Genomic DNA, 25,043 nt, shown 5'->3' with positions numbered 1-25,043 from the left:
GAAGGTGCAGAAAGCTTCTGCACCACTTCTAACTTTTGAAATTAATATCAAGACATAACGAATATTAAAATGAATACAACAGAAAAATACTTGGTTGGAGTTTACGACGATGAGGACGAGGTATTACACGCAGTAACTGAAGTAAAAGGAAAAGGCGTGAAAATTGAGGAAGTATATACTCCTTTCCCAATCCACGGACTTGATACTGCTATCGGTCACCCGCGTACAAGAATTCCTATCGCTGCATTCTTGTTTGGTTTAACAGGTTTGACTTGTGCTCAGTTCTTGATCAATTATACAATGGTTTTTGACTGGCCAATGATTATTGGTGGTAAGGATTTCTTTGCATTACCTGACTGGATTCCAGTTACTTTCGAAGGTACAGTATTGTTCACTGCATTTGGTATGGTATTTACCTTCTTTGTATCAAATAGCTTGTGGCCAGGTAAAACGCCAAAAACGTTTGATTTAAGAAGTACTGACGATAAGTTCATCATGACAATCAACATGGGAACTAATAAGAAATCTGAAGCTGAGATTGAAGAAATTTTGAAAGCTTCTGGTGCAATCGAAGTGAATGTAAAGCAATTCTAAGCATTGAACCTTAGGAATTCCCCTAAAGCAATGTCCAACGACTAATTAAAATCAAAAATATGTTAACTAATAAATACATAGGTCTGTTTTTATCGGGAGTTGTTGCTTTATCTGCAACTTCTTGTAAAGATAGCCATAATGACACTGGAACAGAGTTTGCTCCAAACATGTACCACTCGGTTGCATACGAACCAATGACTCAAACTGAGGGTGAGTTGAATACAATCAACCCTTATGGTATGAACATGCGTACTCCTGTTAAAGGAACTGTACCACGCGAAAAATTTGCTGCTGCGGATGGAGACACTGTAAATAGCAAATTGATGAAAATGGATATGATTGCTCGTAATATCGGTAAAGACGATATGGCTTCTTCAGAAGCATTGTTGTCGAATCCATATCCAGCAACCCCTGAAAACATTGAAGCAGGTAAGACTCAATATGAAAGATATTGCCAACACTGCCACGGTGAAGCTGGTAAAGGCGATGGCTTAGTAGCAAAAATGTACAAAGGGGTGCCAGTTTATTCATCGGATGCCTTGAAAAGTGTAAACGACGGACATATTTACCATACTATTACGCATGGTAAAGGACGTATGTGGTCACACGCTTCTCAAATTTCATCGGCAGACCGTTGGAAAATTGTACTTTATGTACACGAATTGCAAAAGCAATAATCTACAGTTTTGTAGTTATTAAGCTTAGTCAAAAAAAGCATCAATTTAGATGCAATCTTTCATACTATTAAACTTACAAACTTTTAAGTATAATGGCGGGACATTCACATTTTTCCCCAGCAAACGTCGAGGAGTTTTATGAATTTACTCCGGAGGCACGCAAGAGAGTGATCACTGCGATGATCATTGGTGCTGTGCTTTTGGGTATTGGCGTTTTCTTCTTAGGAAGTGGTGAGCACGAAGCTGCTCACGCAGTGGCAGGTCATGCTGCTGAACATGGCGGAGAGCACCTTTCTGGCGGTGCAGTTTCTCACCATGAATCACCTTGGAATCCATTAAATCGTCTTTGGGTTAACCTTTGGATGAATGGTGTTTTCTTCTCAGGTATTGCCGTAATTGGTATGTTCTTTGTTGCAGTACAATACCTTGCTAAAGCAGGTTGGTCATCTGTAGTAAAAAGAATCCCTGAAGCTTTCCCTAGATTCTTGTATTTTACCTTCCCTGTATTGCTTTTGTTATTCATCTTCAAAGGCGATGTGATTTTCCACTGGATGCACCATGGAATCACTGATCCTGCAAGTGAGCATTACGATAAAATTATTGCAGGTAAAAAAGGATATTTGAACTTCACATTCTTCTTGGTTCGCTTGGTTGCTATTTTTACTGTATGGATTGTTCTTTGGAACATGATGCGTAAAAAATCAATCGAAGAAGATTTGAACGGTGGAACTCAAAACTTTTTTGACATGGTACGTATTGGTACTGGTTTTGTTGTAGCAATGGGTATTTCTTCTTCATTGTCTGCTTGGGACTGGGTTATGTCTATCGATACTCACTGGTTCTCAACCATGTTTGGATGGTACATGTTCTCTAGCTGGCACGTAACTGGTTTGGCTACTATTACATTGACAGTATTGTTGTTGAAAGACAAAGGATATATGCAATATGTTAGCGATAGCCACTTGCATGACTTAGGTAAATTCATGTTTGCATTCTCTATTTTCTGGACTTACGTATGGTTTGCTCAATTCTTGTTGATTTACTATGCTAACATGCCAGAAGAAACAATCTACTTCTTAGAGCGTTGGGAAGGACACAACAAAGTGTACAAAGCAGTTGAAATCTTGAACGTGTTCATGAACTTCTTCTTCCCATTCTTGATCATGATGACTCGTGATGCAAAACGTACTCCGATTTTCTTGAAAATCTGTTGTTTCTTTGTGATTGTAGGTCACTATTTGGATTTCTACCAAATGATTATGCCGGGTACGGTTGGTCCTCACGGTGGATTCGGATTAGTTGAGTTTGGTACTGTTATTTTGTTTGCTTCAGCATTTATTTATGTTGTATCTACAGAATTAACAAAAGCGTCTTTGGTTGCTAAAAACCACCCTTTGTTGGAAGAGTCGCTTCACCACGATATTTAGTGACTAATTGGATGCCTACGGGCATCCAATTATTTTCTCAGAATTTTCGAATTCGGTAAAACATTTTTGCTGAACATTTCATTTTAAGAATTAGATTCAAAACAATAAATTAATTCAGACATGACATATCTAATAGGTCTTTTGTCAGTAGTATTCTTGGGTTTGGCAATTATGATTGTCTCTAAGAGTATTGCTCTTTCGAAAGGTATTCAGGGTGCTGATGACTCTGATGCTCGCGTAGATGGGGCCAATAATGGTAATGCCTTTGGTTTTCTAGTATTCCTTGTATTAGGTTCTATTGCCGCTGCTTGGTCTTTCCTTCACTCACAGCCAGACTTCCTTCCAGTTGCTGGTTCAGAACACGGTTTGAAAACAGACCAAATGTTCTGGATTTCAATGGGTGTTGTTACAGCTGCTTTCTTCTTAACTAACACATTGTTGTTTGTTTTTGCTTTCTTGTACCGTTACAAGAAAAACAATGTAGCTACTTTCTATCCAGTAAACCACAAGTTAGAAATCATTTGGACAATTATTCCAGCTATTGTAATGGCCGTATTGGTATTTACAGGTTGGAGAATTTGGAGAGATATTACAAAACAAGCTCCAGAAAATGCAGTTGTAATTGAAGTAACTGGTCACCAATTTGGTTGGTATGTACGTTACGCTGGTAACGACGACAATAAGTTGGGTAACCAAAACTATAAATTGATTGACGATACAAACCAGATTGGTATCGACTTCACTGACGAAAGTTCTTTTGACGACTTTACAGCGAATGAATTGCACTTACCAAAAGGTGTACCTGTATTGTTAAAAATTAAAGCACAAGACGTACTTCACTCTGTTTATTTGCCATACCAAAGAGTTAAAATGGATGCCGTTCCTGGTATGCCTACTAAATTCTGGTTTGTAGCAAACAAATCTACAGATGAGATGCGTGCAGAGTTAGGTAAATCTGACTTCAACTACAAGTTGAACTGTACAGAAATCTGTGGTCGTGGTCACTTCGGTATGGCTATCACAGTATTTGTTGATGAACCAGAAGATTATAAAGCTTGGGTTGCACAACAAAAACCTTTCTTGACTCAAAATCCTGATTATTTAGCAAAAGTTCCAGAAAAGTTAAAAGGAAAAGCTCAAAAGTATGCTCCTGTTGAAGCTCCTGCAGCTGAATCAGATAGTACTCAAGCTGCTGCTGGTGCAGCTCCTGCAACTGCTTCTTTGAGAAGAAGATAATCAATTTTTGAAATAGAGTTTTGAACAATTACTATTAGAATAATCATTGTAATCTATGGCAACTGCGACACTACACGCAAACGACACTCACGCACATGGTCATGACCACGAGCATGAGCATCACGAGCCTGGCTTCATTAGAAAGTATATTTTCTCTGAAGACCACAAAACTATTGCAAAGCAATATTTGATTACAGGTATCATCTGGGCTTTCTTCGGTGGTGCTTTGTCAATTATCTTCCGTTTACAACTTGGTTTCCCTAACATGAACCTTGACTGGCTAAAACCAGTATTGGGTGAGTGGATCGTGGAAGGTAAACTGGAAAAAGAATTTTATCTAGCGCTAGTAACTATGCACGGTACCATCATGGTATTTTTTGTATTGACTGCTGGTTTGTCTGGTACGTTCTCAAACTTCTTGATTCCATTACAGATTGGTGCAAGAGATATGGCTTCAGGTTTCTTGAACATGTTGTCATATTGGTTCTTCTTCCTTTCGTCTGTAATTATGTTTGCGTCTCTTTTCATCGAGACAGGTCCTGCTTCAGGTGGTTGGGTAATTTATCCTCCATTGTCAGCACTTCCACAAGCTATGCCAGGTTCAGGCTTAGGTATGACTATGTGGTTGACAAGTATGACATTCTTCATCGTTTCACAGTTGTTAGGTGGTGTTAACTATATCACTACAGTGATCAACTTGCGTACAAGAGGTATGTCATTTACTAAAATGCCTTTGACTATTTGGGCGTTTTTCTTTACTGCGGTATTAGGTTTGTTGTCATTCCCAGTATTGTTGTCTGCTGCTTTGTTGTTGATTTTCGACCGTAGTTTTGGTACATCTTTCTACTTGTCAGAAATCTACATCGGTGGTGAAGCGCTTCCAAACGTAGGTGGTTCAGCTATTTTGTACCAACACTTGTTCTGGTTCTTAGGTCACCCTGAGGTATATATTGTATTGTTGCCTGCTTTAGGTATTACTTCTGAAGTTATTGCAACTAACGCTCGTAAACCTATCTTCGGTTACCGTGCCATGATTGGATCTATGATGGGTATTACAGTTCTTGCGTTTATCGTATGGGCTCACCACATGTTCGTAACTGGTATGAACCCATTCCTAGGTTCAGTGTTTATGTTCTTGACGTTGATTATTGCTGTTCCTTCAGCAGTTAAGGCGTTTAACTACATTACAACGCTTTGGAAAGGTAATATCATCTTTACACCGGGTATGTTGTTCTCTATCGGTCTTGTATCGTTGTTTATCTCTGGTGGTGTTACTGGTATTATCTTAGGTAACTCTGCATTGGATATCAACTTGCACGATACATATTTCGTAGTAGCTCACTTCCACTTGGTAATGGGTGCTGCATCTTTCTTCGGATTGTTGGCAGGTGTGTATCACTGGTTCCCTAAATTGTTTGGTCGTATGATGAACAACACTTTAGGTTATATCCACTTCTGGTTGACATTTGCAGGTGTTTACTGTGTATTCTTCCCAATGCACTATATTGGTATCGCAGGTTTCCCTCGTCGTTACTACTCATTTACTGCTTTGGCAAACAATGCACAAGATACATTTGCTGATTTGAACGCATTTATCTCAATCGCTGCGATTTTGACATTTGCTGCTCAAGCAATCTTTGCATTTAACTTCTTCTATTCAATTTTCAAAGGTAAGAAAGCTACTCAAAACCCTTGGAACTCGAATACTTTGGAGTGGACTACTCCAATCATCGTAGGTCACGGAAACTGGGAGGGAGAAATTCCAGCAGTATATCGTTGGCCATACGACTATAGCAAGCCAGGTTCAGCATCTGACTTTATTCCTCAAAATGTTCCGTTCTCGGCAACTCCTGAGTCGAACTTACCAGAGGAGAATGAAGAAATTGCTAATGAAAAAGAAATCGAAGGTTTGTTGGCAGTACAAAATGATGTTTACAATCATTAATAACTGCATATATTGATTTGAGAATGTAGAGTGTGGAAAATCTACACTCTACATTCTCAAATTCATTTTTGGGAATTACCCAATTATACTTTTTCAAGATTTGATTCTTTTGATTCAATCTAAAATCCAATTTTAAATTTATGTGGTTCCGTAAGCTTGGTCTTGTTACAATCGTCTCGATTTACTTATTAGTATTAGCAGGAGGTATTGTAAGAAGCACGGGGTCGGGAATGGGTTGTCCGGACTGGCCAAAGTGTTTTGGCATGTGGGTTCCTCCCACAGAGGTAAGTCAGTTGCCTCCTAATTATCAGGAAATTTATGCTGAGAAACTTCACGGAGAGGTGGAGTTTAATTCTGTAAAAACATGGATTGAATATGTGAACAGATTGGTAGGTGCGTTTACAGGTATTGTAGTTTTTGGCGTATTTGTAGCTTCGTTTAGTTATCGTAAAAGAGATAAAAAATTGATTTTCTTATCATTCTTATCGGTAATCTTGATTGGTGCAAATGCTGCATTAGGTAAATTTGTAGTTGACTCGTTTTTAAAACCTGGTGTTGTTACAGCACACATGTTATTGGCAATTTTAGTAGTATTTGTGCTACTTTATTCTATTGCAAGAGCGTGGTCTGAAGTTATCGAAACTGAAAAAGTTACAAATAAGCCCACTTTAAATAAGATATTATTACTTCTTTTGATATTGTCAACCGCTCAGGTATTGATTGGAACACAGGTTAGAGAAGCTATCGATAAAATTATTGCAAACCCTATTTTTGGTTACGACCGCTCTACTTGGATAGAACAATTAGGTTTGTCTTTTTACATACATCGCTCTTTCTCATTAGTATTGCTAGGTTTGCATGTGTATTTGATTATTCAGTTAAAAAAGAATATTCAAGTAGAAGGAATTCTTTATAAGTTTTTCAAAGCATTAGTACTATTGGTGATTGTTGAAATTGTATCAGGCGCCGCAATGGCGTACTTCAGTGTACCAGCTTATATTCAACCTGTACACTTAACACTAGCGATTGTAGCACTTGGATTACAATTTGTAATCTTATTGTTGCTCAATTCTGAAAAAGTATTTCAAAAGGAAACGGCGTAAACGAACGTCAAGTAACAAATGGTTACCACAAACGAAAACATCTCAATAGGTACTGCTGGTAAGGTAAAAGCATATTATGAGTTATTAAAGTTTAGATTATCATTCTTAGTAGCATTCTCTGGAGCATTTGGTTATTCACTTGCAGTAGAAAGAATCGATTGGGAACGATTAATTTTGATAAGTTTAGCAGGTTTTCTTATTACAGGAGCTGCGAATATTGTCAATCAAGTTAAAGAAATTGAGTTAGATAAACTCATGAAACGTACAGCAGGTCGACCACTTCCAACAGGGCGATTATCTGTCAAAGAAGCTTCGATATATTGTTTGATTTTGCTATTGCTATCAAGCTATATATTGTTTTTTGAGTTCAACTTCAAAGCAGGGGTCATTGGCGTTCTTTCATTTATTTTATATGGATTTGTATATACTCCTCTCAAAAGAGTTGGTCCCATTTCTGTATTTGTAGGAGCAATTCCAGGGGCATTTCCTCCGATGATTGGCTGGATTGCAGCTACAAACCACTTTGGCTTGGAGCCTGGCATTTTGTTTGCCATCCAGTTTTTCTGGCAATTTCCTCACTTTTGGGCAATTGCATGGGTCGCTGATGAAGATTATCAAAAAGCAGGATTTAAAATGCTTCCGAACAATGGACACAAAGATCTGCGAACAGCAATCACCATTATGATCTATACCATCTTTTTGGTACCATGTGGCTTTGTTCCTTATATGCTTGGTATGGCTGGTGTTAATTCCGCTATGATTGCGGTACTTTGTGGAGTATTGTTTTTATCTCAAACCTTTTACTTAATGATGAAGCCAACGGATAAATCTGCATTGATGATGATGTTCGGCTCGTTTATTTATCTCCCTATCGTTCAAATTGCCTTTTTGATGGATAAGGTATAGCCTGTAAAATATTTAGAGAGAAACAACAAGCAAAAACTTAATATAATGACACAAGAACACTTGAAAGATATAGACATGGGTGAAGAACCTGTAAAAACTATGTCGATGAACCCTAAGAAGTTTATGCTATGGCTTGCAATTGCATCAATTACAATGATGTTTGCTGGTTGGACTTCGGGATATTTAGTAAGAAAAGCAGAAGGAAATTGGCATGAATTTGACTTACCAAATATTTTCCTGTATTCTACAGGTGTGTTAGTAGTAAGTAGTGCGTTTATGCATTTGGCAGTAAAGGCAGCAAAAAAAGATAACTTCAATACACTCAAAATAGCAATTTCTATTACTTTTGCATTTGGGATGGCCTTTTTGTTTATGCAATGGTATGGCTTTTCAGACCTTGTAAAAAACCAATTGCACTTCTCTGGAAGTGATGTTGCATCTTCTTGGATTTACGTTTTTGTTGGTATCCACGGGTTGCATATTATCTCAGGTTTGGTTGTACTGTTATTCTCGTTAGTGTCATCTTTCAGATTAAGTATCAACTCTAACAACCTAACACGCATACAACTTTGTGCTACCTATTGGCACTTCCTTGATGGACTGTGGTTGTATTTGTTCTTTTTCTTGTATTTTAATCGTTAATTTTTAACGGTAATTGATAATCTAGTAATTAATATTTAACCAAAAAAGTAAAAAAGATGTCTTCAATTCACGCAGCACCTGCTGTTCCTGAGAAACTGACATGGGCGGGTGGTTCAGAACCTTTGAAAGCGAGCTATGGAAAACTAATGATGTGGTTCTTCTTGCTTTCAGATACTTTTACATTCTCAGCGTTGTTGGTCTCTTACGGAATGATCCGTTTTAGTCAACCTGCTTGGACAGGCGCTCACGAAAAGTTCTACTTCGCTACGACTCACTGGCCTATCCCTGAGAAAGTATTCGAGGCGATGCCATTCTTCCACGGCGAAGCTCCATTGGTGTTTGTTGGTATTATGACATTCATCTTGATTTTTAGTTCTGTAACAATGGTATTGGCAGTAGAAGCTGGTCACAGAGGCGACCGTGCTGCTGTTGAAAAATGGTTGTTGTGGACAATTATCGGTGGTTTTACTTTCTTAGGTTCTCAAGCTTGGGAATGGTCTCACTTCATTGCTGGTCCTCACGACTTAGCAAAAGCAGCAAAAGATGCTTTGGGTAATCCAATCGTTGGGGCTAATCTTACCGAAAACCCTTACGGTCCTCCAGCATTTGCTGACTTGTTCTTCTTTATCACAGGTTTCCACGGAACTCACGTGTTTTCAGGTGTAATTTTGATTATCATGGTGTTCTTCAACACTGCTACAGGTTTATATGATCGTCGTGGTCACTACGAAATGGTAGAGAAAGTAGGTCTTTACTGGCACTTTGTAGACCTTGTATGGGTATTCGTATTTACATTCTTCTATCTGGTTTAGTCTTTATGAGAAAATGTCATGGATAAAATTTATCCATGACATCATATATTTTTGAAAATATCTCTGAAATTATGGCATCACATTCACACTCTCACGCAACTGAGGAAAAAGTAATTCCACCAGCTCAGACTGGCGCTATCTGGAAAACATTCTGGATTCTTTTGATTTTGACTGCGATTGAATTCATTATCGCATTTACAATGCCTGCAAACGGTCTTCGTGTAGCAATATTTGCCGGAATGACTATTGTAAAAGCATTTTATATCATTGGCGAATTCATGCACTTAAAACACGAAGTAAAAACTTTGATTTGGATGATTTTACTTCCAGTTATTTTCGTTGTATGGTTGTTGACTGCATTACTTTTCGAAGGCGGTCACTTGTATTGATCATTAGCAATAAAGGTAGGCTGGCAAAATGCCAGCCTGTATTTTATTCAAGTATAAAGCATGATAAATATGCAAAAAGGTATCAAAGCTGGAATTCTAATCGTAGCATTAGCGGTTCCAGCTTTAATTTTTTTATTCTTGAGAGGTTTTGGTGAAAACCATTACAAACTCCCCAAGTTGATTCCTGTGATAGATTCAACTACAGGTTATATTAAAATGAAGAAAAACCCTAATCCAAAATGGGATGAACCCGAAATGGATACAGTTTTTCATACCATTCCCAATTGGACATTGACTAATGAGGAAGGTAAACCATTTACAAATAAACAACTGGCAGGAAAGATTTATGTAGCCGATTTCTTCTTTACAAGATGTACTTCTATTTGCCCCAAAATGTCTACTCAGTTGACAAGGGTTCAAGATACTTTTGGGCAAGATAAAGATGTAGAGTTTGCCTCGTTCACAGTGGATCCTTCTCATGATACACCCGAAATGTTGCGAGAATATGCCAAGCAATATGACGCTATTCCAGGGAAATGGCACTTTTTGACAGGTACGCGTCAGCAATTATACCCATTGGCAGTAAAAGGATATTATATTCCTGTGGCAGATGCTTCGGAGTATGATAAAGCTGTGAAAACACCTGATGAGACTTTTATTCATTCAGAGAAGTTGATTCTTGTTGATAAAGAAGGGTATATCCGAGGATTTTATGACGGAACAGATAAGAAAGACGTAGATCGGTTGATGTTGGAAATTAAAGTACTTCAAAAAATTTACGAAACAGAAAAGTAATTATTGAAGTTATATCAATAAACAAAACTTAATAGATAATCCACTAAAACATGGCATCTTTCTCGATTCAGAAGGATAAGAAGAACGACAAAATCGTCAATGTCCTTGCTATCGCCATTCCAGTTGCGGTTGCACTCTTAATAGGTATTCGTCAAAAAATTGATTTAGGAAGTTGGACAAAAATATTGCCTCATGTAATAGGCATCTTGAATACCACAACTTCCATTACACTCATATTAGGGTATTCGTATATTAAAAAACAAAACCTTGAAGGGCATCGCAAAATGATGATGCTTTCTTTTGTACAAGGAGCCTTGTTTTTGGTACTTTATATCTTATATCATATTTCAAATGATTCAACTCCTTATGGAGGCGAAGGTTTGTTACGTCCCATTTACTATTTTTTCCTACTTACCCATATTTTATTATCTGTAGGGGTAGTTTGGTTTGTTCTCAAAGCAGTATATTTTGCATTGAGCAATCAAATTGCTGAGCATAAAAAAGTTGTCAAATGGGCATTCCCACTATGGCTTTATGTTTCAGTAACAGGAGTTATAGTTTACTTGATGATTTCTCCATATTACCAATAATTCAAGTTTTATGAAAAAGGTATTATTCGTTTTATTGCTAAGTGTAGTTTCGACTACCATGAGTTTTGCTCAATGTGCTATGTGCCGTTCGGTAGTGGAAAGTACCGTATCGAATGGAAGAAGCCAAATTGCTTCTAACCTTAATATGGGCATTTTATACCTCTTGTCGGTGCCCTATATGCTAGCAATGGTCATTGGTTTTCTTTGGTGGCGAACTTCCAACCAAGGCTTAAGTCCGAAAGATATTATGCGTCAAAAATTGAAGCAAGCATTCAAATAACAAAAAATCCTGTCTCGAACGAGACAGGATTTTTTGTTATTTGAATGTTAAACATAGCCCTATTCCCAAAGAGGGTAGTGTTGAAGTCGAATCTGTTCTCCAAAAAATATTTTTGTAGAAGTTTCAAATGATTGGGTATAATCAGAAACATAAAAGTGACGAATATGAGCATTCATTTCATTGAGCAAATGACTACTTTCTAAATAGTCATAGAGTGATTTTGCTACAATTTCAGAAGTGTCCAATACAGTTACTTTTCCATTATAGTATTGATTAATCTGTTTTTTGATGAGAGGATAATGAGTACAACCCAAAATCAATGCTTCAATATCGTCTAAGGTAGCATTTTGGAGGTATTCGTTAATAATACTTTCAGATATGTTATGATTAAAAAAACCTTCTTCAATCATAGGTGCTAAAAGTGGCGTCGCCAAAGACTTTAGCGTAATTCCTTTTTCAAGAAAGTCTATCTTTTTTCTGTAAATATTGGAGTTTACAGTTTGTTTGGTACCGATCAATCCAATGGTTTTGTTGGCATAATTTTCTCCAAGAAAAGCCACCACAGGGTCAATTACATTCATGACTTTCGCCTTGCTACCCACATATTCCTTGACTAATTCGTACGCAGCTGCCGAGGCCGAATTACAAGCAATTAAAATTACCTTACATTTTTGTTGTAATAAAACATTACAAATTTTGATAGAATATGCCTGAATGGCTGTCGCAGACTTGTCGCCATAAGGCAAATGTGCAGTATCACCAAAGTAGATGATATTTTCGTTTGGGAGTAATCTCGTAACAGCATGCGCTACGGTGAGTCCCCCAATACCACTATCAAAAATTCCAATTGGAGCGGATGTATGCATAAATAATGTTGAGTAAAAAGGAATTGCCGAAAATATAATCTGTTTTTCAGAAAAAATTTCGTAAAGTTGAAAATTCATTACAACTCATGCAACCTTTCTAGCACCTTTTTCATCTACCTATTACAAAACTAAACCAAGACAATTATCGTGAAAATTTTACAACTCGGTGGTTTATCACTCTTTCAAAGCGAGGAAGCTCTGGTCAAAGCCTGTCAGAAAGGCGATCCCAAAGCTCAGCGAAGAGTGTATGAAAAATACTCCTCCAGAATGCTTGGAGTATGTTTTAGATACGTACACGATGATTTTGAAGCAGAAGAAATAATGATTGAGGGCTTTGTAAAGGTTTTTGAGAAAATAGATACTTTCAAATTAGAAGGAAGTTTTGAAGGATGGATTAGAAGAGTCATGGTGAACGAAGCATTAATGTACTTGAGACGTACGAAAAATGCAAAACTTGAAATGAGCTACGATAACATCCTTTATGAACCAGAACCTGAACAATTTAGTACACAATTAGAAGTCGATGACTTGATGAAGTTAATTGAAACATTACCTATAGGTTATCGCACCGTTTTTAATTTGTATGCCATCGAAGGTTATTCTCACGCAGAAATAGCTGCATCTTTAGGAATAACAGAGAGTACTTCTAAATCACAATTATCAAGAGCTAGAGTTATATTGCAAAATGCAATAGCTCAACAAAAATCAACAGTTAATTAGCAGACAAAATGGAAAAGCATAATATAGATAAACTATTTGACGAACGTTTACAAAATTATGAGCGCAAACCTAGACCAGAAGCATGGGATAAGTTGCAAGCTAAATTACAACAAAACGAAACTAAAATAGTACCTCTGTGGTGGAAAGTAGCAAGAGCCGCATCAGTGGTGTTACTCTTAGGAACAGTAGGGTATTTAGTGTGGGAAACTACTATAAAAAACCCAGAAGTTGAAGGTTCGAATGTTGCAGCGGCAAATAGCCTTCCAAAAACAAAAGAAGACAAGCTAGCTCAACCTAATAGATCAATAGTCTTGGAGAAAACGGGTAATAGCGAAAATAAAATCGAAGAGTCTTTAGTACAAGCAGAGCCACGTTTGAATAAAATAAATAAACAAACCACTCACAAGAACTCAGTCAAAGAGCATTTTGATAAGTTAATGGAAGTGGCTAAAAATACTCAAGAACCAGTATTAGCTCAGAAAGAAACACCTCTGCCATTGCCGAAAGCCACTAACAATACTATCGTGCTGGTAATGGAACCTACTCCAGAGCAAACTACTCCTAAGGGTGCTGAGACGATTGTACTAAGCATGGTAGAAGCTCCCGCAGGTCCAGGTACAGAAAGACCAGGTTGGGTTGAAGAAGCAAGTAATAGAAAAACAAGTAAACTAGGTAAACTTTGGCAGCAACTCAAAAGAGCTAAAAATGGAGAAGGAGTGGATTGGAACGAGCTTGGTGTTAAACCTCAAAAAGTACTTGCACGTGCTGATGCGAAGTTAGAAAACACAAAAGAGTCAATCGTGGAGTCAGTGAAAGAAATAAAAAATAACGAAAAATAAAAAATATCACGCAACCTAAGGCAAACGACTTGCATCTAGGAGATATAAAACAAATTAGAACTTTCTAAATCGAGTATAAATCATAAAAGTCATGAAATCTATAAGCCAATTAGATGTAACAGTAAACTGGGTAAAATTGTACATCATCGCATTTTTTATGGTATTAGCAATTCAGCCAACAATTGCAAGAAATACAGAGACTGATTCGACAGTTATCAAGATAGATAAGAGAAACCAAACAGTATTGGAAGGTGGCAAGCCCAATGTAAGTTTGAAAGAAGATATTCAAGCTCTTTTTCAAAAGAGTGGAATGACCTTAGACGATGCTACTTGGATCGGAATCAGAAGAGTTGTTAATAGCGATATAACAAAAGATACAGTTTTGGTTATATCTCAAAACAATAAAACAATTAATGTGGCTATCAAAGCCAATGCTCCTTCTAATGCTACAATCAATAGCGGTTCTTCAGGAAATAAGGGATCTAAAGGAGGAGTAAGTGTAGGTCTTGGAGGAGTACATATTCAAGATGGAGGAGATGAAGTCCACGTAAGTGTTAATGGCGTAGTGGTAAAAGATGGTAGCGAAGAAACCAGAGTGATGTGGAGAGATACAGCAAAAGTGGCTCGTCGCAACGGAGAATTTGCCTCTCGTTCAGGATTTAATATCTATTTTGGTTTAAATAGCTTTACCAATACAGGCTCGATAAGCGGTATTTATAATACAAAAGACTTTGAATTAAGCCCATTTGGCTCTCGTTACTTCGGTTTTGGATGGACTCGTAGCGCAGCTATTAGTAAAGGAAGCAGTGCAGCTTTGAAAATAAGCTACGGTTTAGAGTTTTCTTGGTACAATTTCATGTATGAAAACAATAGATATGAAGTAAAAGGAAATAATAATATAGAATTTAAAGATTATGTTGACGACAAAGGGCAACCTGTAGACTTGTCTAGAAATAAATTAACCGTGGCCTATATTAATCTTCCAGTAATGCCTTATGTAGCATTCAAAAAGAGTAGTACAGTAACATATATCGGATTTGGAGGATATGTTGGCTACAGATTAGATAGCTATACAAAGACAAAAGAATCTGACAGTGGCAGAAAACTTTGGAATCATAGCAGTTTTTACTTGAATAATCTTAGATATGGACTTGCTTTTGAGCTTGGTTTGAAAGATTTTCCAGATTTATTCGTGAATTATGATTTGTCACAATTGTACCAAACAGGCTATGGTCCCAAAATTAGTGGCTTAAGTTTTGGTATTCGCTTCTAAAATTTCAAAAAAAAGTAAATTTTTTTTCAGGGCTTAATGTACTATGTAAGTAGTATATTAAGCCCTGATTTTTAAAATATTACAATGTCAATTACGGAATAGTTAGCTATGTTTTTTGAGTTTTATTGAAAAAAAAGTGAAAATTTTTTTTCAATAAAGTTTTGACTTAATCAAAAATCTACCTAGTTTTGCACACTCTTTCACGGGAACGTTACAAGAAACGGAAATAAAAAGAGAAAGATAAGGGGATATACCAGAGTGGCCAAATGGGGCAGACTGTAAATCTGCTGACTTATGTCTTCGGTGGTTCGAATCCATCTGTCCCCACAAGTTTAGAGTTTTAGGGAAACTTTTTCGAAACTTTTAAACCAGTTATAGAAAAGCGGGAGTAGCTCATTTGGTAGAGCGATAGCCTTCCAAGCTATAGGTGGCGGGTTCGAGCCCCGTCTCCCGCTCAAGAAATTAAGATGGTTGGTTGTTAATAGTTAATAGTTAATAGTTTAGCGAATTAGCGATTAACGATTAACCATTTTTGTTTGTGGTCTACTTCAGTTTGGACTCACGAGAAAGCATTCAACGTCTGCCTTTGTAGCTCAGTGGTAGAGCACTTCCTTGGTAAGGAAGAGGTCGGCAGTTCAATCCTGCTCAAAGGCTCCATTCAAAACAACAAATAGTTAAATAGGAGCTATCAAGTATCTTTTATCTTTGGTTGTTGGAAGTTGAAAGGTATCAATTTTTTCATTCTTTTTATAAAACTAATTAAGAACTAAATAATCATGGCAAAAGAGAATTTTGACCGTAGTAAACCTCACGTAAACATTGGTACTATCGGTCACGTTGACCACGGTAAAACTACTTTGACTGCTGCCATCACTAAGGTGTTGTCAGAAAAAGGACTTGCTGAAAAGAAAGATTTCTCATCAATTGACTCAGCTCCTGAAGAAAAAGAGCGTGGTATCACAATCAACACTGCTCACGTAGAGTACCAAACAGAAAACCGTCACTATGCACACGTTGACTGTCCAGGTCACGCCGATTACGTGAAAAACATGGTAACTGGTGCTGCTCAAATGGACGGTGCTATCATCGTAGTTGCTGCAACTGACGGTCCAATGCCACAAACTCGCGAGCACATCCTTTTGTCTCGTCAAGTAGGTGTACCTCAATTGGTAGTGTTCATGAACAAAGTGGACATGGTTGATGACCCAGAATTGTTGGAACTTGTTGAAATGGAAATCCGTGAATTGTTGTCATTCTATGAATTTGATGGCGATAACATTCCAGTAATCCAAGGTTCTGCTTTAGGTGGTTTGAACGGTGAGCCGAAATGGGTTGCTACTATCGAAGCTTTGATGGATGCTGTTGATAACTGGATTCCACTTCCAAAACGCGATATCGATAAATCATTCTTGATGCCAGTTGAAGACGTATTCTCGATCACAGGTCGTGGTACTGTAGCAACAGGTCGTATCGAAACTGGTGTTATCAACTCTGGTGATCCAGTTGAAATCTTAGGTATGGGTGCTGAGAACTTGAAATCTACTGTAACAGGGGTTGAAATGTTCCGTAAAATCCTTGACCGTGGTGAAGCTGGTGACAACGTAGGTTTGTTGTTGCGTGGTATTGACAAAGAATCTATCCGTCGTGGTATGGTTATTTGTAAGCCAGGTTCAGTTAAGCCTCACTCTAAATTCAAAGCAGAGGTTTATATCTTGTCTAAAGAAGAAGGTGGTCGTCACACTCCATTCTTTAACAAATACCGTCCTCAGTTCTACTTCCGTACAACTGACGTAACAGGTGAAATCATGTTGCCAGAAGGTATCGAAATGTGTATGCCAGGTGATAACTTGACTATCGACGTTACATTGTTGAACAAAGTAGCTATGGACAAAGGTCTTCGTTTCGCTATCCGTGAAGGTGGACGTACTGTAGGTGCTGGTCAGGTAACTGAAATCTTAGACTAATCCTAAGATTAACCATATTAGAAAAGCACTGTCGAAAGACAGTGCTTTTTGTTTTTATAGGCATTTTGGAGGAGATATTTCCAGAAATAATAGAAATGATACCTATATATTGAATGATTTAGGGTTCTACAATTCTATTTTAGAAAGAATCAGTAGGAGCTTAAGCTTTTGAAAAACAAGCTATTAAAATTATTTTTGAAAATAAAGAGAAAAAATATTAAATAAACCTATACTGAGTGCTTGGAAATGCAGAATCGAACTGCTACCTTTGCATTCCAAACAATACGGGCATAGTATAAAGGTAGTACAGAGGTCTCCAAAACCTTCGGTCTGGGTTCGAGTCCTGGTGCCCGTGCAAAGTAAGTTCCGATTTTTAGTTTCGAGTTTCAGATTAATTATTTAAATTAGTCGGAATTTTAAGCTAGAATTCGGAACTTTAAAGTTTATAAAGGATAGCATCACTTTTTACAAGCGAAAAGCAAACCAAAGAAAGCTCGTAGCTTCATAACATTACGAAGAACATGAATAAGTTAACACAATTATTTAAAGATTCTTGGACTGAAGTTACAGAAAACGTAACATGGCCAAAGTTTAGTGAATTGCAAGCAAGCTCTACGCTAGTATTGGTTGCTTCTTTGATTTTTGCTCTTGTGGTTGGTCTTATCGACTTTTTGTTCAAGTCTGGTCTAGAGTTGTTCTATCAGTCATTCTAATTGAGCTGACGAACTGTTCTTTTACAAACAGATTTTGTTCTCAATCTCAAAGAAATCATTATTAAAGATGGCAGAAACTAATTGGTATGTCTTGAGAGCAGTTTCAGGACAGGAGAAAAAGATAAAAACATATCTTGAGAACGAGGTGCAAAGACAAGGTCTTACAGAGTACGTTCCTCAAGTGATGTTACCTACTGAAAAGACTTACGAAATTCGTAACGGTAAGAAAATTGTTCGTGAAAAGACTTTATTTCCAGGTTATGTTTTCGTAGAAGCTGATATTAAATATGGTGAGGTTTCACACATTATTACTTCAATGCCAGGTGTAATTGGTTTCTTGAGCTGGAATGATGGTAAAACGTCTAAAACACCAATCCCTTTACGCCAAAGCGAAATCAAGCGTATCTTAGGGAAAATTGATGAGGTTGCTCCAATTGAAGAAGTAGCAACATTGTCGTTTACAAAAGGAGAAACTATCAGAGTTATTGATGGTCCATTCTCTTCTTTTGAAGGTACTGTAGAGGAAATCTTCGACGATAAGAAGAAATTGAATGTTATGGTTAAAATCTTTGGCCGTAATACTCCAGTTGAACTAAATTACTCTCAAGTAGAGAAATAATTATATTTGACATTTATACGTAAAGCGTCCTTGTTGCAAGGGCGCTTTATTTGTTTACAGCTATGAACTTTATGTATTTAGCCCATAATTATTTGACCAATTTCGAGGACAAGGTTTTGCCTTTATTGTTACAATACGGTACAAAAGTATTGATGTCCCTATTGATGTTTTTCATTGGGCGTTTGCTTATTAAAAAAGTAATAGGGCTGATGCATTCTAAGATGAAATTGGAAAGTATTGATCCCGATGTTCAGCCATTTTTAGCTTCTTTGGTTCGTGCAGCGTTGAATATTATGTTGGTACTGAGTTGCGCTGGAATTTTGGGAATAGAAACCTCTTCTTTTATTGCCGCATTGGGTGCCGCAGGTTTAGCCATAGGCTTGGCTTTGCAAGGAAGCTTGTCAAATTTTGCTGGAGGCGTACTTATTTTAGTTTTTAAACCATTCCGAGTAGGGGAATTGATAACTGTGCATGGCTATACTGGTTACGTAGAGTCTATTCAGATTTTTAACACCGTAATAAGTACCACAAGCCATCGAACTATCATATTACCCAATGGTAGCTTATCCACTTCGCCAGTAGTGAATATTTCGAGAAAAGGGATTATTCGATTGGATATGCAATTTCAAGTGGCGATGTCCAATGACATAGATGTTACCCGTAAGGCAATTAAGGATGTAATAAGCGAATGCTCTTTTGTCCAAAAAGATAAAAATAATGATGTGCTGGTGGGTAGACTTACCGACAGCGCTATTGTCTGGGAGGTGAAATTATGGGTAAATGCCGCCGACTTAGATAAAACGCAGTATTTTATGAATGAACATATCAAAAAACAATTTGATAGTGTCGGAATTCAATTCCCTGACCCTGTCATTACGGTAAAAAGTATTGGCTAATTATAACAAAAGCCCCTTTGTGTACTCAAAAGCACGAAGGGGCTTTTGTTTTTTATCGGTATAAATACTTATTTTAATAGAGTAAGTTATATTTTGGTAAAATGTAGCATAGAGGATAGACTTAGTTTTTTTATAAATTTGTAATACTACGATAACTAATCACCAAGAAGCTTTGATGCAAACCAAGGATACATACTTATGGGAAACCTTTTTGACAGGGGAGCGAGAAGCTTTTGAGGCTATTTATAACCAACATTATAAAGCCCTCTACGAGTATGGGATGCGTAAGTTGCAAAATGAAGAACTCGTTCGTGATTATGTGCACGATTTGTTTGTAAAACTCTGGATGAATCGTACTACAACAGGCACGACAGATAATATTCGCTATTATTTGCTGGCGTCACTCCGCAACTTTATCCTCAATCAAACTACTAAGAAAAGCAACCTGTATTATGTGGATATGGAAGAGGCCGAATCTTTTCATATCACTTTTAATGCAGAAATAGAACTTACCAAGCTTGAACAAACCGATGAACAAGCTCAAAAGGTACTTCAGGCTTTAAATCAACTTAGCCCTCGACAGAAGGAGGTGCTTTATTTACGTTATTTCGAAGAATTGGAATACAACGAGATTGCGGCCATGATGGACATCTCGGTAAAAGGGGTGTACAAGCTCAATAGTCGTGCATTAGAAACCCTACGTGGCATTTTGGATATGCCAAACTCAAGTATTATCAGCCTTATTCTACTTCTTCGTCTCAAAGGAATTCTCTAAGAACGCTTTTGAGACGATATGCTCATCTATTTTCTACTAATTAAAAGTCATTTTCAATTAATCATATCTCTGTTATCAGTGCTTGTCTCATATTTTTGAGTAAATGATGAAGCTATCTCTACTCTGTTTATGCACATAGCTATGTAACATTCTGTAACAGTGCTTCATAAGATATTTTTATTTTAGATAAAAGAGAAAATGAATAAATCGTTAACTTTCTGTCTATCAGTCCATTATCTTGATTTTAAATAAATAATTATAGAAATATTAAAAAAAAGTGAAAAAAAATTGGCTTCTATGGGGTAATGGCAAAAATTATTCGGTTTGTATATATAGAAGCCAAATAAATCTGGCAATAGATGGAAAAGTACAATACATATTCTACGGAAGATTTTTTGAGTGATGCGGGTTTTATCCGTTGGGTCAAAGAAGGTGCAGAAGAAGAACGTCGACAGTGGGAAGAATGGCAAAAAAGCCAGCCCAAAAATTTGAAAGCGTATCAACAAGCATTGTTGATATTAAGAACTGTATTGACCGCTGAACGCATTGAGCCAGCGAAAGATTTTGGCGCAAGCCTATTTGCCGATATTCAGACGAGTATTGGACAACAAGAAAAACGAAATAAAATTATCAAATGGGTAAGAGTTGCTTCGGTTGCCGCAGCAGCTATGTTGACAATAGCGATAGGAATCGGTTGGTATGCACAATCAATGATTACTATTTCGACCGAATATGCACAGCAAAAAAGAATCACCTTGCCCGATAATAGTATAGTGACCTTAAATGCCAACTCCTCGATTAGTTACCATCGAGCTTGGGCTTGGCAAAACAAACGTGAAGTGTGGGTAAGTGGGGAAGTGTATTTGAATGTAAAACATTTGAATGCCGACCCCACTCATATCCAAAACAAGGAAGAGTTTCGCCTGCATGCAGGCAAAATATTGGTGGATGTCTTAGGTACAGAATTTAATGTAAAACAGCGTCGCCAACAAGTTCAGATTGCGTTGTTGAGGGGTAAGATTAGAGTGCAAGCTGAAAATCAGTCTCAGGCTATTATCATGAAGCCAGGAGAGATTGTCCGTTACAATGGCATTTTGCAAAAACAAACCCTAGAACAAACTCGGAACGTGCCCGAGGCTTGGCTCGAAGGAAATATGGTTGTAAGTGGTCTGACCGCACGACAGATTATTGACAACTTCGAAGATACCTACGGGTACAAAGTCGTTCTAGAAGACTCAACCCTAGCGTCCAAGCAAATTGATGGAACTATAGCCTTCAATAGCGAGGAGACTATCCTTTACACCCTATCCAATATCTTAAACGTAAATATCTATAAAGAAGGAAGAATCATTTATTTAAGATCACGGTAACATCGTATGAAACATTCGATTTCGAAAATACTGGGCACCAGCGTATTGTTGGTACTCCTGAACTTTATTGCTTTTAGTCAGCAAAAAACGATTCCTTTGAAGGATGCTATCTCTCAAATAGAGAAAAAATTTAAAACCAAATTTGCTTATGAACACAATTTACTAAATGGCAAAACGACCCAAGCGTCGGCATTGAATAACTCCTCTGTTGAAGAGATATTGAAGGATATTTTATATCCTAATAACCTACTTTTCTTGTACGTAAGTGGCAATTCGTACAGTATTGTAGCCCGTGATGCTCGGTTTTTCAAAAATCCCGAAACACCAGCCGAACCACCAAGAACAAATGCGCCAACTACCATTGAAGCCCAAGAAAATAAAGACGAAGATTTGATTCTTAGAGGAGCAATCACAGGCATCGATGGTGTTTCATTACCATGGGCCAACGTTTGGGTAAAAGGTACTCGTAAAGGGACTACTGCTAACGAGCGTGGCGAATACAATCTTTCGGGCATGAAAGCTGGCGATAAGTTGGTGGTAACTTATGTAGGATATAAGGAAAAAGAGCTGACCATCAGTGGTATCGGAATGTTAAATATCCAGATGGAAGCCGAAGCAAGTAAGTTGATGAACGAGGTAGCTGTAGTTAGTACAGGTTATCAGTCATTACCTAAAGAGCGTGCAACAGGTGCTTTTAGTAGTGTGAGTGCTAAAGATTTAGAAAAAATCCCTGTGCCGAATGTTATCCAAAGATTAGAAGGACTAGTGCCAGGTTTGGATGTACAGACCTATTCGGGAGATAACACATTTACTTATAACAACACTCGTTATTCAATTAATGGTGGAACTCGTACCATTGGCGCATCTGATTATAATATGTTGATTCGTGGTGTGACAACCAACTCTGGAGAAAAAATGCCTTTGATTGTCGTAGATGGCTCTATTACAGATTTGGATTTGAAAACCTTTAATCCAAGAGACATCGACAATATCACCATTCTTAAAGATGCAGCAGCAGCCTCTATTTGGGGAACAAGAGCTGCCAATGGCGTAATTGTTATTACTACCAAGAGAGGTTCGAACAATCAAGCGCCTAAAGTTAGCTTTTCTGCTGATTTTATGTCAAGTGAACGCCCTCGTTTGAATTACCTCAAATTGATGACTGTTGATCAAACCATTGACTACGAACAAGAAATCGTGAATAAAGGATTGCTGATAAATCCTCTTACGACAACGTTGTTTCCTCAAACCGTAAGTCGTGCAACAGATTTGACATTACAGTTGAAGGCGGGAAGACTTTCGCAAACGGCATACGATGCCGCTATCGGTGACTTGCGTACAAAAACTAATGGATTAGATCAGGTATCAAAGTATATTCTGACGCCTGCTACCAATCAGCAATACAACTTCTCGATTATGGGAGGAGGTAATGTTTCGAACTACTATTATGGTTTGTCTTATAGTAAAGAACAACCATCGACTGTAGGAACAAAAGGCGAGCGTATGACTTTGACGATGAATAATACTTTCAAAGTTTTTAACAAAGTAACGATTGCTACCAATCTAAAAGCGTCATTGTTCAATTACCAACAAGGAGCAGTGGGGTTATCAAACTTGTTTTCACCTAGCTTAACCACATTTATGCCTTATAATCAATTGATAGATGATAATGGCAATCGAGTATCATATTCAAGAAACTATTACAGTAGCTATCTAAGTGGACTAGAAGCCAAAGGATATATGCCTTGGCGATATAATTACCTTGACGAACAAGATTTTGTAAATAATACAGCTTATGATAACAACTATTTAGCTACCGTAAATGTAACAGTACCCATTTTTAAAGGACTATCGGCGATTGGTTTTTATAGCAATGAAAGAACATTCTCATTGAGTAAAGTATATAATTCGCCAAATACTTATTACACGCGAGATTTAATCAATATGTCGACAGTAGTAAATGCTGCTGGGCAACTGGTGAGTGCTGTACCAAACGGTGGCGTTTTGCAACAAACTAATACCCAACTTAATAATTACAGTTTGAGAGGTCAGTTGGCGTACAACGAAAATTTTGGACAAGACCACCAAGTAAATGCCATTGCTGGTGCTGAAATTCGTGAAACAAATGTAGGACAAGGTAGTGCGACGCTCTACGGGTATAATATGCAAACAGGGATTGCTCAGAATGTTAATTATGCTTCGACCTACACAACAGCTATTGGAGGAATATCGTCGTTTGGTGGAGCACCATCGCAAGCAGATAAAACTAGAAGATATTTATCCTATTACTCAAATGCATCATACACCTTCAAAAATCGCTATGTACTTTCGGGAAGTGCTCGTTATGATGATTATAACAACTTTGGACTAGATCGGGAGTTTCGTGCTACACCTCTTTGGTCAACAGGTTTGAAGTGGAATGCCGACCAAGAAGAGTTTTTTAAAGGGATTTCTTGGATAAATACGTTGGGTATTAGAACAACTTATGGGGTTACTGGTAACATTGCCACAGATATATATCCATTTACAAGTATGTACATATCGGGCTCTGATCTCACAACGACCAATCCTTACGGCGATATTTTGAACCCTGCCAATCCAACATTGCGTTGGGAAAATACTTATGTAACCAACTTTGGTGTAGACTTTGGCTTATTCAACAGACGCCTGAGTGGTAGTATCGATATTTATAATAAAGAAGGTCGAAATATCATATATGAATTTCCGGTAAACCCTACTTACGGTGTCAATACTTTGAAGCGTAATACCACCTCACTTTCAGGTCATGGTGTCGAGGTAGCACTTAGAGGAGATGCCGTTCGTCAAGATAATTGGGGAATCCAAGCTGGGGTAACGTTTTCTTATAACACCAATGTGGTAACCGATACCCGTTTTGTTCCATCTTCTTCATTCTTATCTAATCCAATTAGTCAAACATGGATTAAAGGATATACAACAGATAAGCTAATGGTATATCAATTTGCTGGCTTAGATGCGACGGGTATGACGCAAATTTTTAACGAAAAAGGTGAAAAAGTAGCCGCAAGCCAGTCAATTACTTCCATCGATGCCCTCAAGTATGTAGGTCGACTAACGGCACCTTATTTTGGGTCGTTCAATGCTACGTTGCGTTATAAGGCATTTTCGTTATATACCATTGTCAATTACAGCTTTGGAAATGTCTTTGTAAAACCTTCGGTATCAACATATCCAGGGACAGCTCGAAACACAGGTTTGAAATATGATTTGAGTGCAGATATTGCCAAACGCTGGAGAAAAGCAGGAGATGAGCTAACTACCAATGTGCCAGGCATGGCAGGAACTTATGCTTCATTGAGCCTTTTCCGCTATCAGTATTCTGATATTAATGTATTGCCTGGTGATTATGTGCGTTTGCGTGAAATCTCATTGACTTATCAAATAGAACCCAAAATCTTAGGGAAGCTTGGTATCAAGTCTGCTTCGTTGGGAGTGGCTGCACGTAACCTCGGATTGATTTGGACAAAAAATAAAGAAGGTTTTGATCCTGTATTTGCTAGTCCGCTGTCGAGTACAACGCTGGGATTACCACCATCAAGATCATTTACAGCTTCACTTAACGTAAACTTCTAA

Annotated in this window: 24 protein-coding genes and 4 tRNA genes; 27 read left to right on the top strand and 1 reads right to left on the bottom strand. The window is 37.7% G+C overall.

The window, feature by feature from the left end:
- The first annotated feature begins 69 nt into the window (after window positions 1-69).
- The 13 genes from GVN22_RS13665 to GVN22_RS13605 all read left to right on the top strand — a co-directional run bounded on the left by GVN22_RS13665 (window position 70) and on the right by GVN22_RS13605 (window position 11,396).
- Window positions 70-594, top strand: a complete 525-nt coding sequence (locus tag GVN22_RS13665; protein ID WP_166551574.1) for a DUF3341 domain-containing protein — start codon at window positions 70-72, stop codon at window positions 592-594.
- A gap of 59 nt (window positions 595-653) precedes the next feature.
- A complete protein-coding gene (locus GVN22_RS13660) occupies window positions 654-1,271 on the top strand; it encodes a cytochrome c (protein WP_095161135.1) in 618 nt (205 codons plus the stop codon).
- 92 nt (window positions 1,272-1,363) lie between these two features.
- A complete protein-coding gene (locus GVN22_RS13655) occupies window positions 1,364-2,698 on the top strand; it encodes a quinol:cytochrome C oxidoreductase (RefSeq protein ID WP_166551573.1) in 1,335 nt (444 codons plus the stop codon).
- Window positions 2,699-2,818: 120 nt separating this feature from the next.
- The gene (locus tag GVN22_RS13650; RefSeq protein ID WP_166551572.1) at window positions 2,819-3,934 is read left to right on the top strand and encodes a cytochrome c oxidase subunit II; all 1,116 of its coding nucleotides are present in this window, start codon (window positions 2,819-2,821) and stop codon (window positions 3,932-3,934) included.
- Window positions 3,935-3,989: 55 nt separating this feature from the next.
- Entirely contained in the window at window positions 3,990-5,879 is a 1,890-nt protein-coding gene (locus tag GVN22_RS13645) for a cbb3-type cytochrome c oxidase subunit I (RefSeq protein ID WP_166551571.1), read from the top strand.
- Window positions 5,880-6,019: 140 nt separating this feature from the next.
- The gene (locus tag GVN22_RS13640) at window positions 6,020-6,982 is read left to right on the top strand and encodes a heme A synthase (RefSeq protein ID WP_166551570.1); all 963 of its coding nucleotides are present in this window, start codon (window positions 6,020-6,022) and stop codon (window positions 6,980-6,982) included.
- Between the two features lie 18 nt (window positions 6,983-7,000).
- Window positions 7,001-7,888 carry a heme o synthase gene (gene cyoE / locus GVN22_RS13635; protein WP_166551569.1) on the top strand — a complete coding sequence of 296 codons (888 nt, stop codon included), beginning with the start codon at window positions 7,001-7,003 and terminating at the stop codon, window positions 7,886-7,888.
- Window positions 7,889-7,933: 45 nt separating this feature from the next.
- Entirely contained in the window at window positions 7,934-8,530 is a 597-nt protein-coding gene (locus tag GVN22_RS13630; protein ID WP_205690892.1) for a cytochrome c oxidase subunit 3, read from the top strand.
- 56 nt (window positions 8,531-8,586) lie between these two features.
- Window positions 8,587-9,342, top strand: coding sequence for a cytochrome c oxidase subunit 3 (locus GVN22_RS13625; protein WP_166551568.1), 756 nt, complete (start codon window positions 8,587-8,589; stop codon window positions 9,340-9,342).
- A gap of 35 nt (window positions 9,343-9,377) precedes the next feature.
- A complete protein-coding gene (locus GVN22_RS13620; RefSeq protein WP_205690891.1) occupies window positions 9,378-9,731 on the top strand; it encodes a cytochrome C oxidase subunit IV family protein in 354 nt (117 codons plus the stop codon).
- A gap of 69 nt (window positions 9,732-9,800) precedes the next feature.
- A complete protein-coding gene (locus GVN22_RS13615; protein WP_166551567.1) occupies window positions 9,801-10,526 on the top strand; it encodes an SCO family protein in 726 nt (241 codons plus the stop codon).
- A 50-nt stretch (window positions 10,527-10,576) separates the two neighbouring features.
- On the top strand, window positions 10,577-11,116 hold the full coding sequence (locus GVN22_RS13610; protein WP_166551566.1) for a DUF420 domain-containing protein: 540 nt from the start codon (window positions 10,577-10,579) through the stop codon (window positions 11,114-11,116).
- A gap of 10 nt (window positions 11,117-11,126) precedes the next feature.
- Window positions 11,127-11,396 carry a hypothetical protein gene (locus GVN22_RS13605; RefSeq protein ID WP_166551565.1) on the top strand — a complete coding sequence of 90 codons (270 nt, stop codon included), beginning with the start codon at window positions 11,127-11,129 and terminating at the stop codon, window positions 11,394-11,396.
- A gap of 59 nt (window positions 11,397-11,455) precedes the next feature.
- Here the strand turns inward: GVN22_RS13605 and murI are convergent, their stop codons facing one another.
- Window positions 11,456-12,262: a glutamate racemase gene (gene murI / locus GVN22_RS13600; protein WP_166551564.1), complete on the bottom strand. Its 807-nt coding sequence runs from the start codon at window positions 12,260-12,262 to the stop codon at window positions 11,456-11,458.
- A 147-nt stretch (window positions 12,263-12,409) separates the two neighbouring features.
- Between murI and GVN22_RS13595 the strand changes: the two genes are divergently transcribed.
- The 14 genes from GVN22_RS13595 (at window position 12,410) to GVN22_RS13530 (ending at window position 25,043) form a co-directional block, all read left to right on the top strand.
- Window positions 12,410-12,982, top strand: coding sequence for a sigma-70 family RNA polymerase sigma factor (locus tag GVN22_RS13595; RefSeq protein ID WP_310586453.1), 573 nt, complete (start codon window positions 12,410-12,412; stop codon window positions 12,980-12,982).
- A gap of 8 nt (window positions 12,983-12,990) precedes the next feature.
- A complete protein-coding gene (locus tag GVN22_RS13590) occupies window positions 12,991-13,821 on the top strand; it encodes a hypothetical protein (protein ID WP_166551563.1) in 831 nt (276 codons plus the stop codon).
- A 91-nt stretch (window positions 13,822-13,912) separates the two neighbouring features.
- Complete coding sequence (locus tag GVN22_RS13585; protein WP_166551562.1) at window positions 13,913-15,094, top strand: outer membrane beta-barrel protein; 1,182 nt, start codon at window positions 13,913-13,915, stop codon at window positions 15,092-15,094.
- Window positions 15,095-15,338: 244 nt separating this feature from the next.
- Window positions 15,339-15,421 (top strand) — tRNA-Tyr (locus tag GVN22_RS13580).
- 55 nt (window positions 15,422-15,476) lie between these two features.
- Window positions 15,477-15,549, top strand: a tRNA-Gly gene (locus GVN22_RS13575).
- Window positions 15,550-15,676: 127 nt separating this feature from the next.
- Window positions 15,677-15,751 (top strand) — tRNA-Thr (locus GVN22_RS13570).
- Window positions 15,752-15,870: 119 nt separating this feature from the next.
- On the top strand, window positions 15,871-17,058 hold the full coding sequence (gene tuf / locus GVN22_RS13565) for an elongation factor Tu (protein WP_166551561.1): 1,188 nt from the start codon (window positions 15,871-15,873) through the stop codon (window positions 17,056-17,058).
- A 284-nt stretch (window positions 17,059-17,342) separates the two neighbouring features.
- A tRNA-Trp gene (locus tag GVN22_RS13560) sits at window positions 17,343-17,413 on the top strand.
- Window positions 17,414-17,579: 166 nt separating this feature from the next.
- A complete protein-coding gene (gene secE / locus GVN22_RS13555) occupies window positions 17,580-17,771 on the top strand; it encodes a preprotein translocase subunit SecE (protein WP_095161147.1) in 192 nt (63 codons plus the stop codon).
- A 67-nt stretch (window positions 17,772-17,838) separates the two neighbouring features.
- Complete coding sequence (nusG, locus tag GVN22_RS13550) at window positions 17,839-18,390, top strand: transcription termination/antitermination protein NusG (protein WP_095161148.1); 552 nt, start codon at window positions 17,839-17,841, stop codon at window positions 18,388-18,390.
- Between the two features lie 62 nt (window positions 18,391-18,452).
- Window positions 18,453-19,286, top strand: coding sequence for a mechanosensitive ion channel family protein (locus GVN22_RS13545; protein ID WP_205690890.1), 834 nt, complete (start codon window positions 18,453-18,455; stop codon window positions 19,284-19,286).
- Between the two features lie 175 nt (window positions 19,287-19,461).
- Window positions 19,462-20,061 carry an RNA polymerase sigma factor gene (locus GVN22_RS13540; protein WP_166551560.1) on the top strand — a complete coding sequence of 200 codons (600 nt, stop codon included), beginning with the start codon at window positions 19,462-19,464 and terminating at the stop codon, window positions 20,059-20,061.
- A gap of 359 nt (window positions 20,062-20,420) precedes the next feature.
- On the top strand, window positions 20,421-21,431 hold the full coding sequence (locus GVN22_RS13535) for a FecR family protein (RefSeq protein ID WP_166551559.1): 1,011 nt from the start codon (window positions 20,421-20,423) through the stop codon (window positions 21,429-21,431).
- Window positions 21,432-21,437: 6 nt separating this feature from the next.
- Window positions 21,438-25,043, top strand: a complete 3,606-nt coding sequence (locus GVN22_RS13530) for a SusC/RagA family TonB-linked outer membrane protein (protein WP_166551558.1) — start codon at window positions 21,438-21,440, stop codon at window positions 25,041-25,043.

It is taken from the genome of Cellulophaga sp. BC115SP, assembly GCF_009905545.1.
GTDB classification, from domain to species: domain Bacteria; phylum Bacteroidota; class Bacteroidia; order Cytophagales; family Spirosomataceae; genus Flectobacillus; species Flectobacillus rivi.
Note: the sequence above shows the minus strand (reverse complement) of the source record. Positions and strands in the feature narration are given on the sequence as shown.

What these genes read in the sequence shown, in the direction of transcription:
- GVN22_RS13665 (WP_166551574.1), top strand. Translation starts at nt 70, where the DNA reads ATGAATACAACAGAAAAATACTTGGTTGGAGTTTACGACGATGAGGAC.
- GVN22_RS13660 (WP_095161135.1), top strand. Translation starts at nt 654, where the DNA reads ATGTTAACTAATAAATACATAGGTCTGTTTTTATCGGGAGTTGTTGCT.
- GVN22_RS13655 (WP_166551573.1), top strand. Translation starts at nt 1,364, where the DNA reads ATGGCGGGACATTCACATTTTTCCCCAGCAAACGTCGAGGAGTTTTAT.
- GVN22_RS13650 (WP_166551572.1), top strand. Translation starts at nt 2,819, where the DNA reads ATGACATATCTAATAGGTCTTTTGTCAGTAGTATTCTTGGGTTTGGCA.
- GVN22_RS13645 (WP_166551571.1), top strand. Translation starts at nt 3,990, where the DNA reads ATGGCAACTGCGACACTACACGCAAACGACACTCACGCACATGGTCAT.
- GVN22_RS13640 (WP_166551570.1), top strand. Translation starts at nt 6,020, where the DNA reads ATGTGGTTCCGTAAGCTTGGTCTTGTTACAATCGTCTCGATTTACTTA.
- cyoE (WP_166551569.1), top strand. Translation starts at nt 7,001, where the DNA reads ATGGTTACCACAAACGAAAACATCTCAATAGGTACTGCTGGTAAGGTA.
- GVN22_RS13630 (WP_205690892.1), top strand. Translation starts at nt 7,934, where the DNA reads ATGACACAAGAACACTTGAAAGATATAGACATGGGTGAAGAACCTGTA.
- GVN22_RS13625 (WP_166551568.1), top strand. Translation starts at nt 8,587, where the DNA reads ATGTCTTCAATTCACGCAGCACCTGCTGTTCCTGAGAAACTGACATGG.
- GVN22_RS13620 (WP_205690891.1), top strand. Translation starts at nt 9,378, where the DNA reads ATGACATCATATATTTTTGAAAATATCTCTGAAATTATGGCATCACAT.
- GVN22_RS13615 (WP_166551567.1), top strand. Translation starts at nt 9,801, where the DNA reads ATGCAAAAAGGTATCAAAGCTGGAATTCTAATCGTAGCATTAGCGGTT.
- GVN22_RS13610 (WP_166551566.1), top strand. Translation starts at nt 10,577, where the DNA reads ATGGCATCTTTCTCGATTCAGAAGGATAAGAAGAACGACAAAATCGTC.
- GVN22_RS13605 (WP_166551565.1), top strand. Translation starts at nt 11,127, where the DNA reads ATGAAAAAGGTATTATTCGTTTTATTGCTAAGTGTAGTTTCGACTACC.
- murI (WP_166551564.1), bottom strand. Translation starts at nt 12,262, where the DNA reads ATGCATACATCCGCTCCAATTGGAATTTTTGATAGTGGTATTGGGGGA.
- GVN22_RS13590 (WP_166551563.1), top strand. Translation starts at nt 12,991, where the DNA reads ATGGAAAAGCATAATATAGATAAACTATTTGACGAACGTTTACAAAAT.
- GVN22_RS13585 (WP_166551562.1), top strand. Translation starts at nt 13,913, where the DNA reads ATGAAATCTATAAGCCAATTAGATGTAACAGTAAACTGGGTAAAATTG.
- tuf (WP_166551561.1), top strand. Translation starts at nt 15,871, where the DNA reads ATGGCAAAAGAGAATTTTGACCGTAGTAAACCTCACGTAAACATTGGT.
- secE (WP_095161147.1), top strand. Translation starts at nt 17,580, where the DNA reads ATGAATAAGTTAACACAATTATTTAAAGATTCTTGGACTGAAGTTACA.
- nusG (WP_095161148.1), top strand. Translation starts at nt 17,839, where the DNA reads ATGGCAGAAACTAATTGGTATGTCTTGAGAGCAGTTTCAGGACAGGAG.
- GVN22_RS13545 (WP_205690890.1), top strand. Translation starts at nt 18,453, where the DNA reads ATGAACTTTATGTATTTAGCCCATAATTATTTGACCAATTTCGAGGAC.
- GVN22_RS13540 (WP_166551560.1), top strand. Translation starts at nt 19,462, where the DNA reads ATGCAAACCAAGGATACATACTTATGGGAAACCTTTTTGACAGGGGAG.
- GVN22_RS13535 (WP_166551559.1), top strand. Translation starts at nt 20,421, where the DNA reads ATGGAAAAGTACAATACATATTCTACGGAAGATTTTTTGAGTGATGCG.
- GVN22_RS13530 (WP_166551558.1), top strand. Translation starts at nt 21,438, where the DNA reads ATGAAACATTCGATTTCGAAAATACTGGGCACCAGCGTATTGTTGGTA.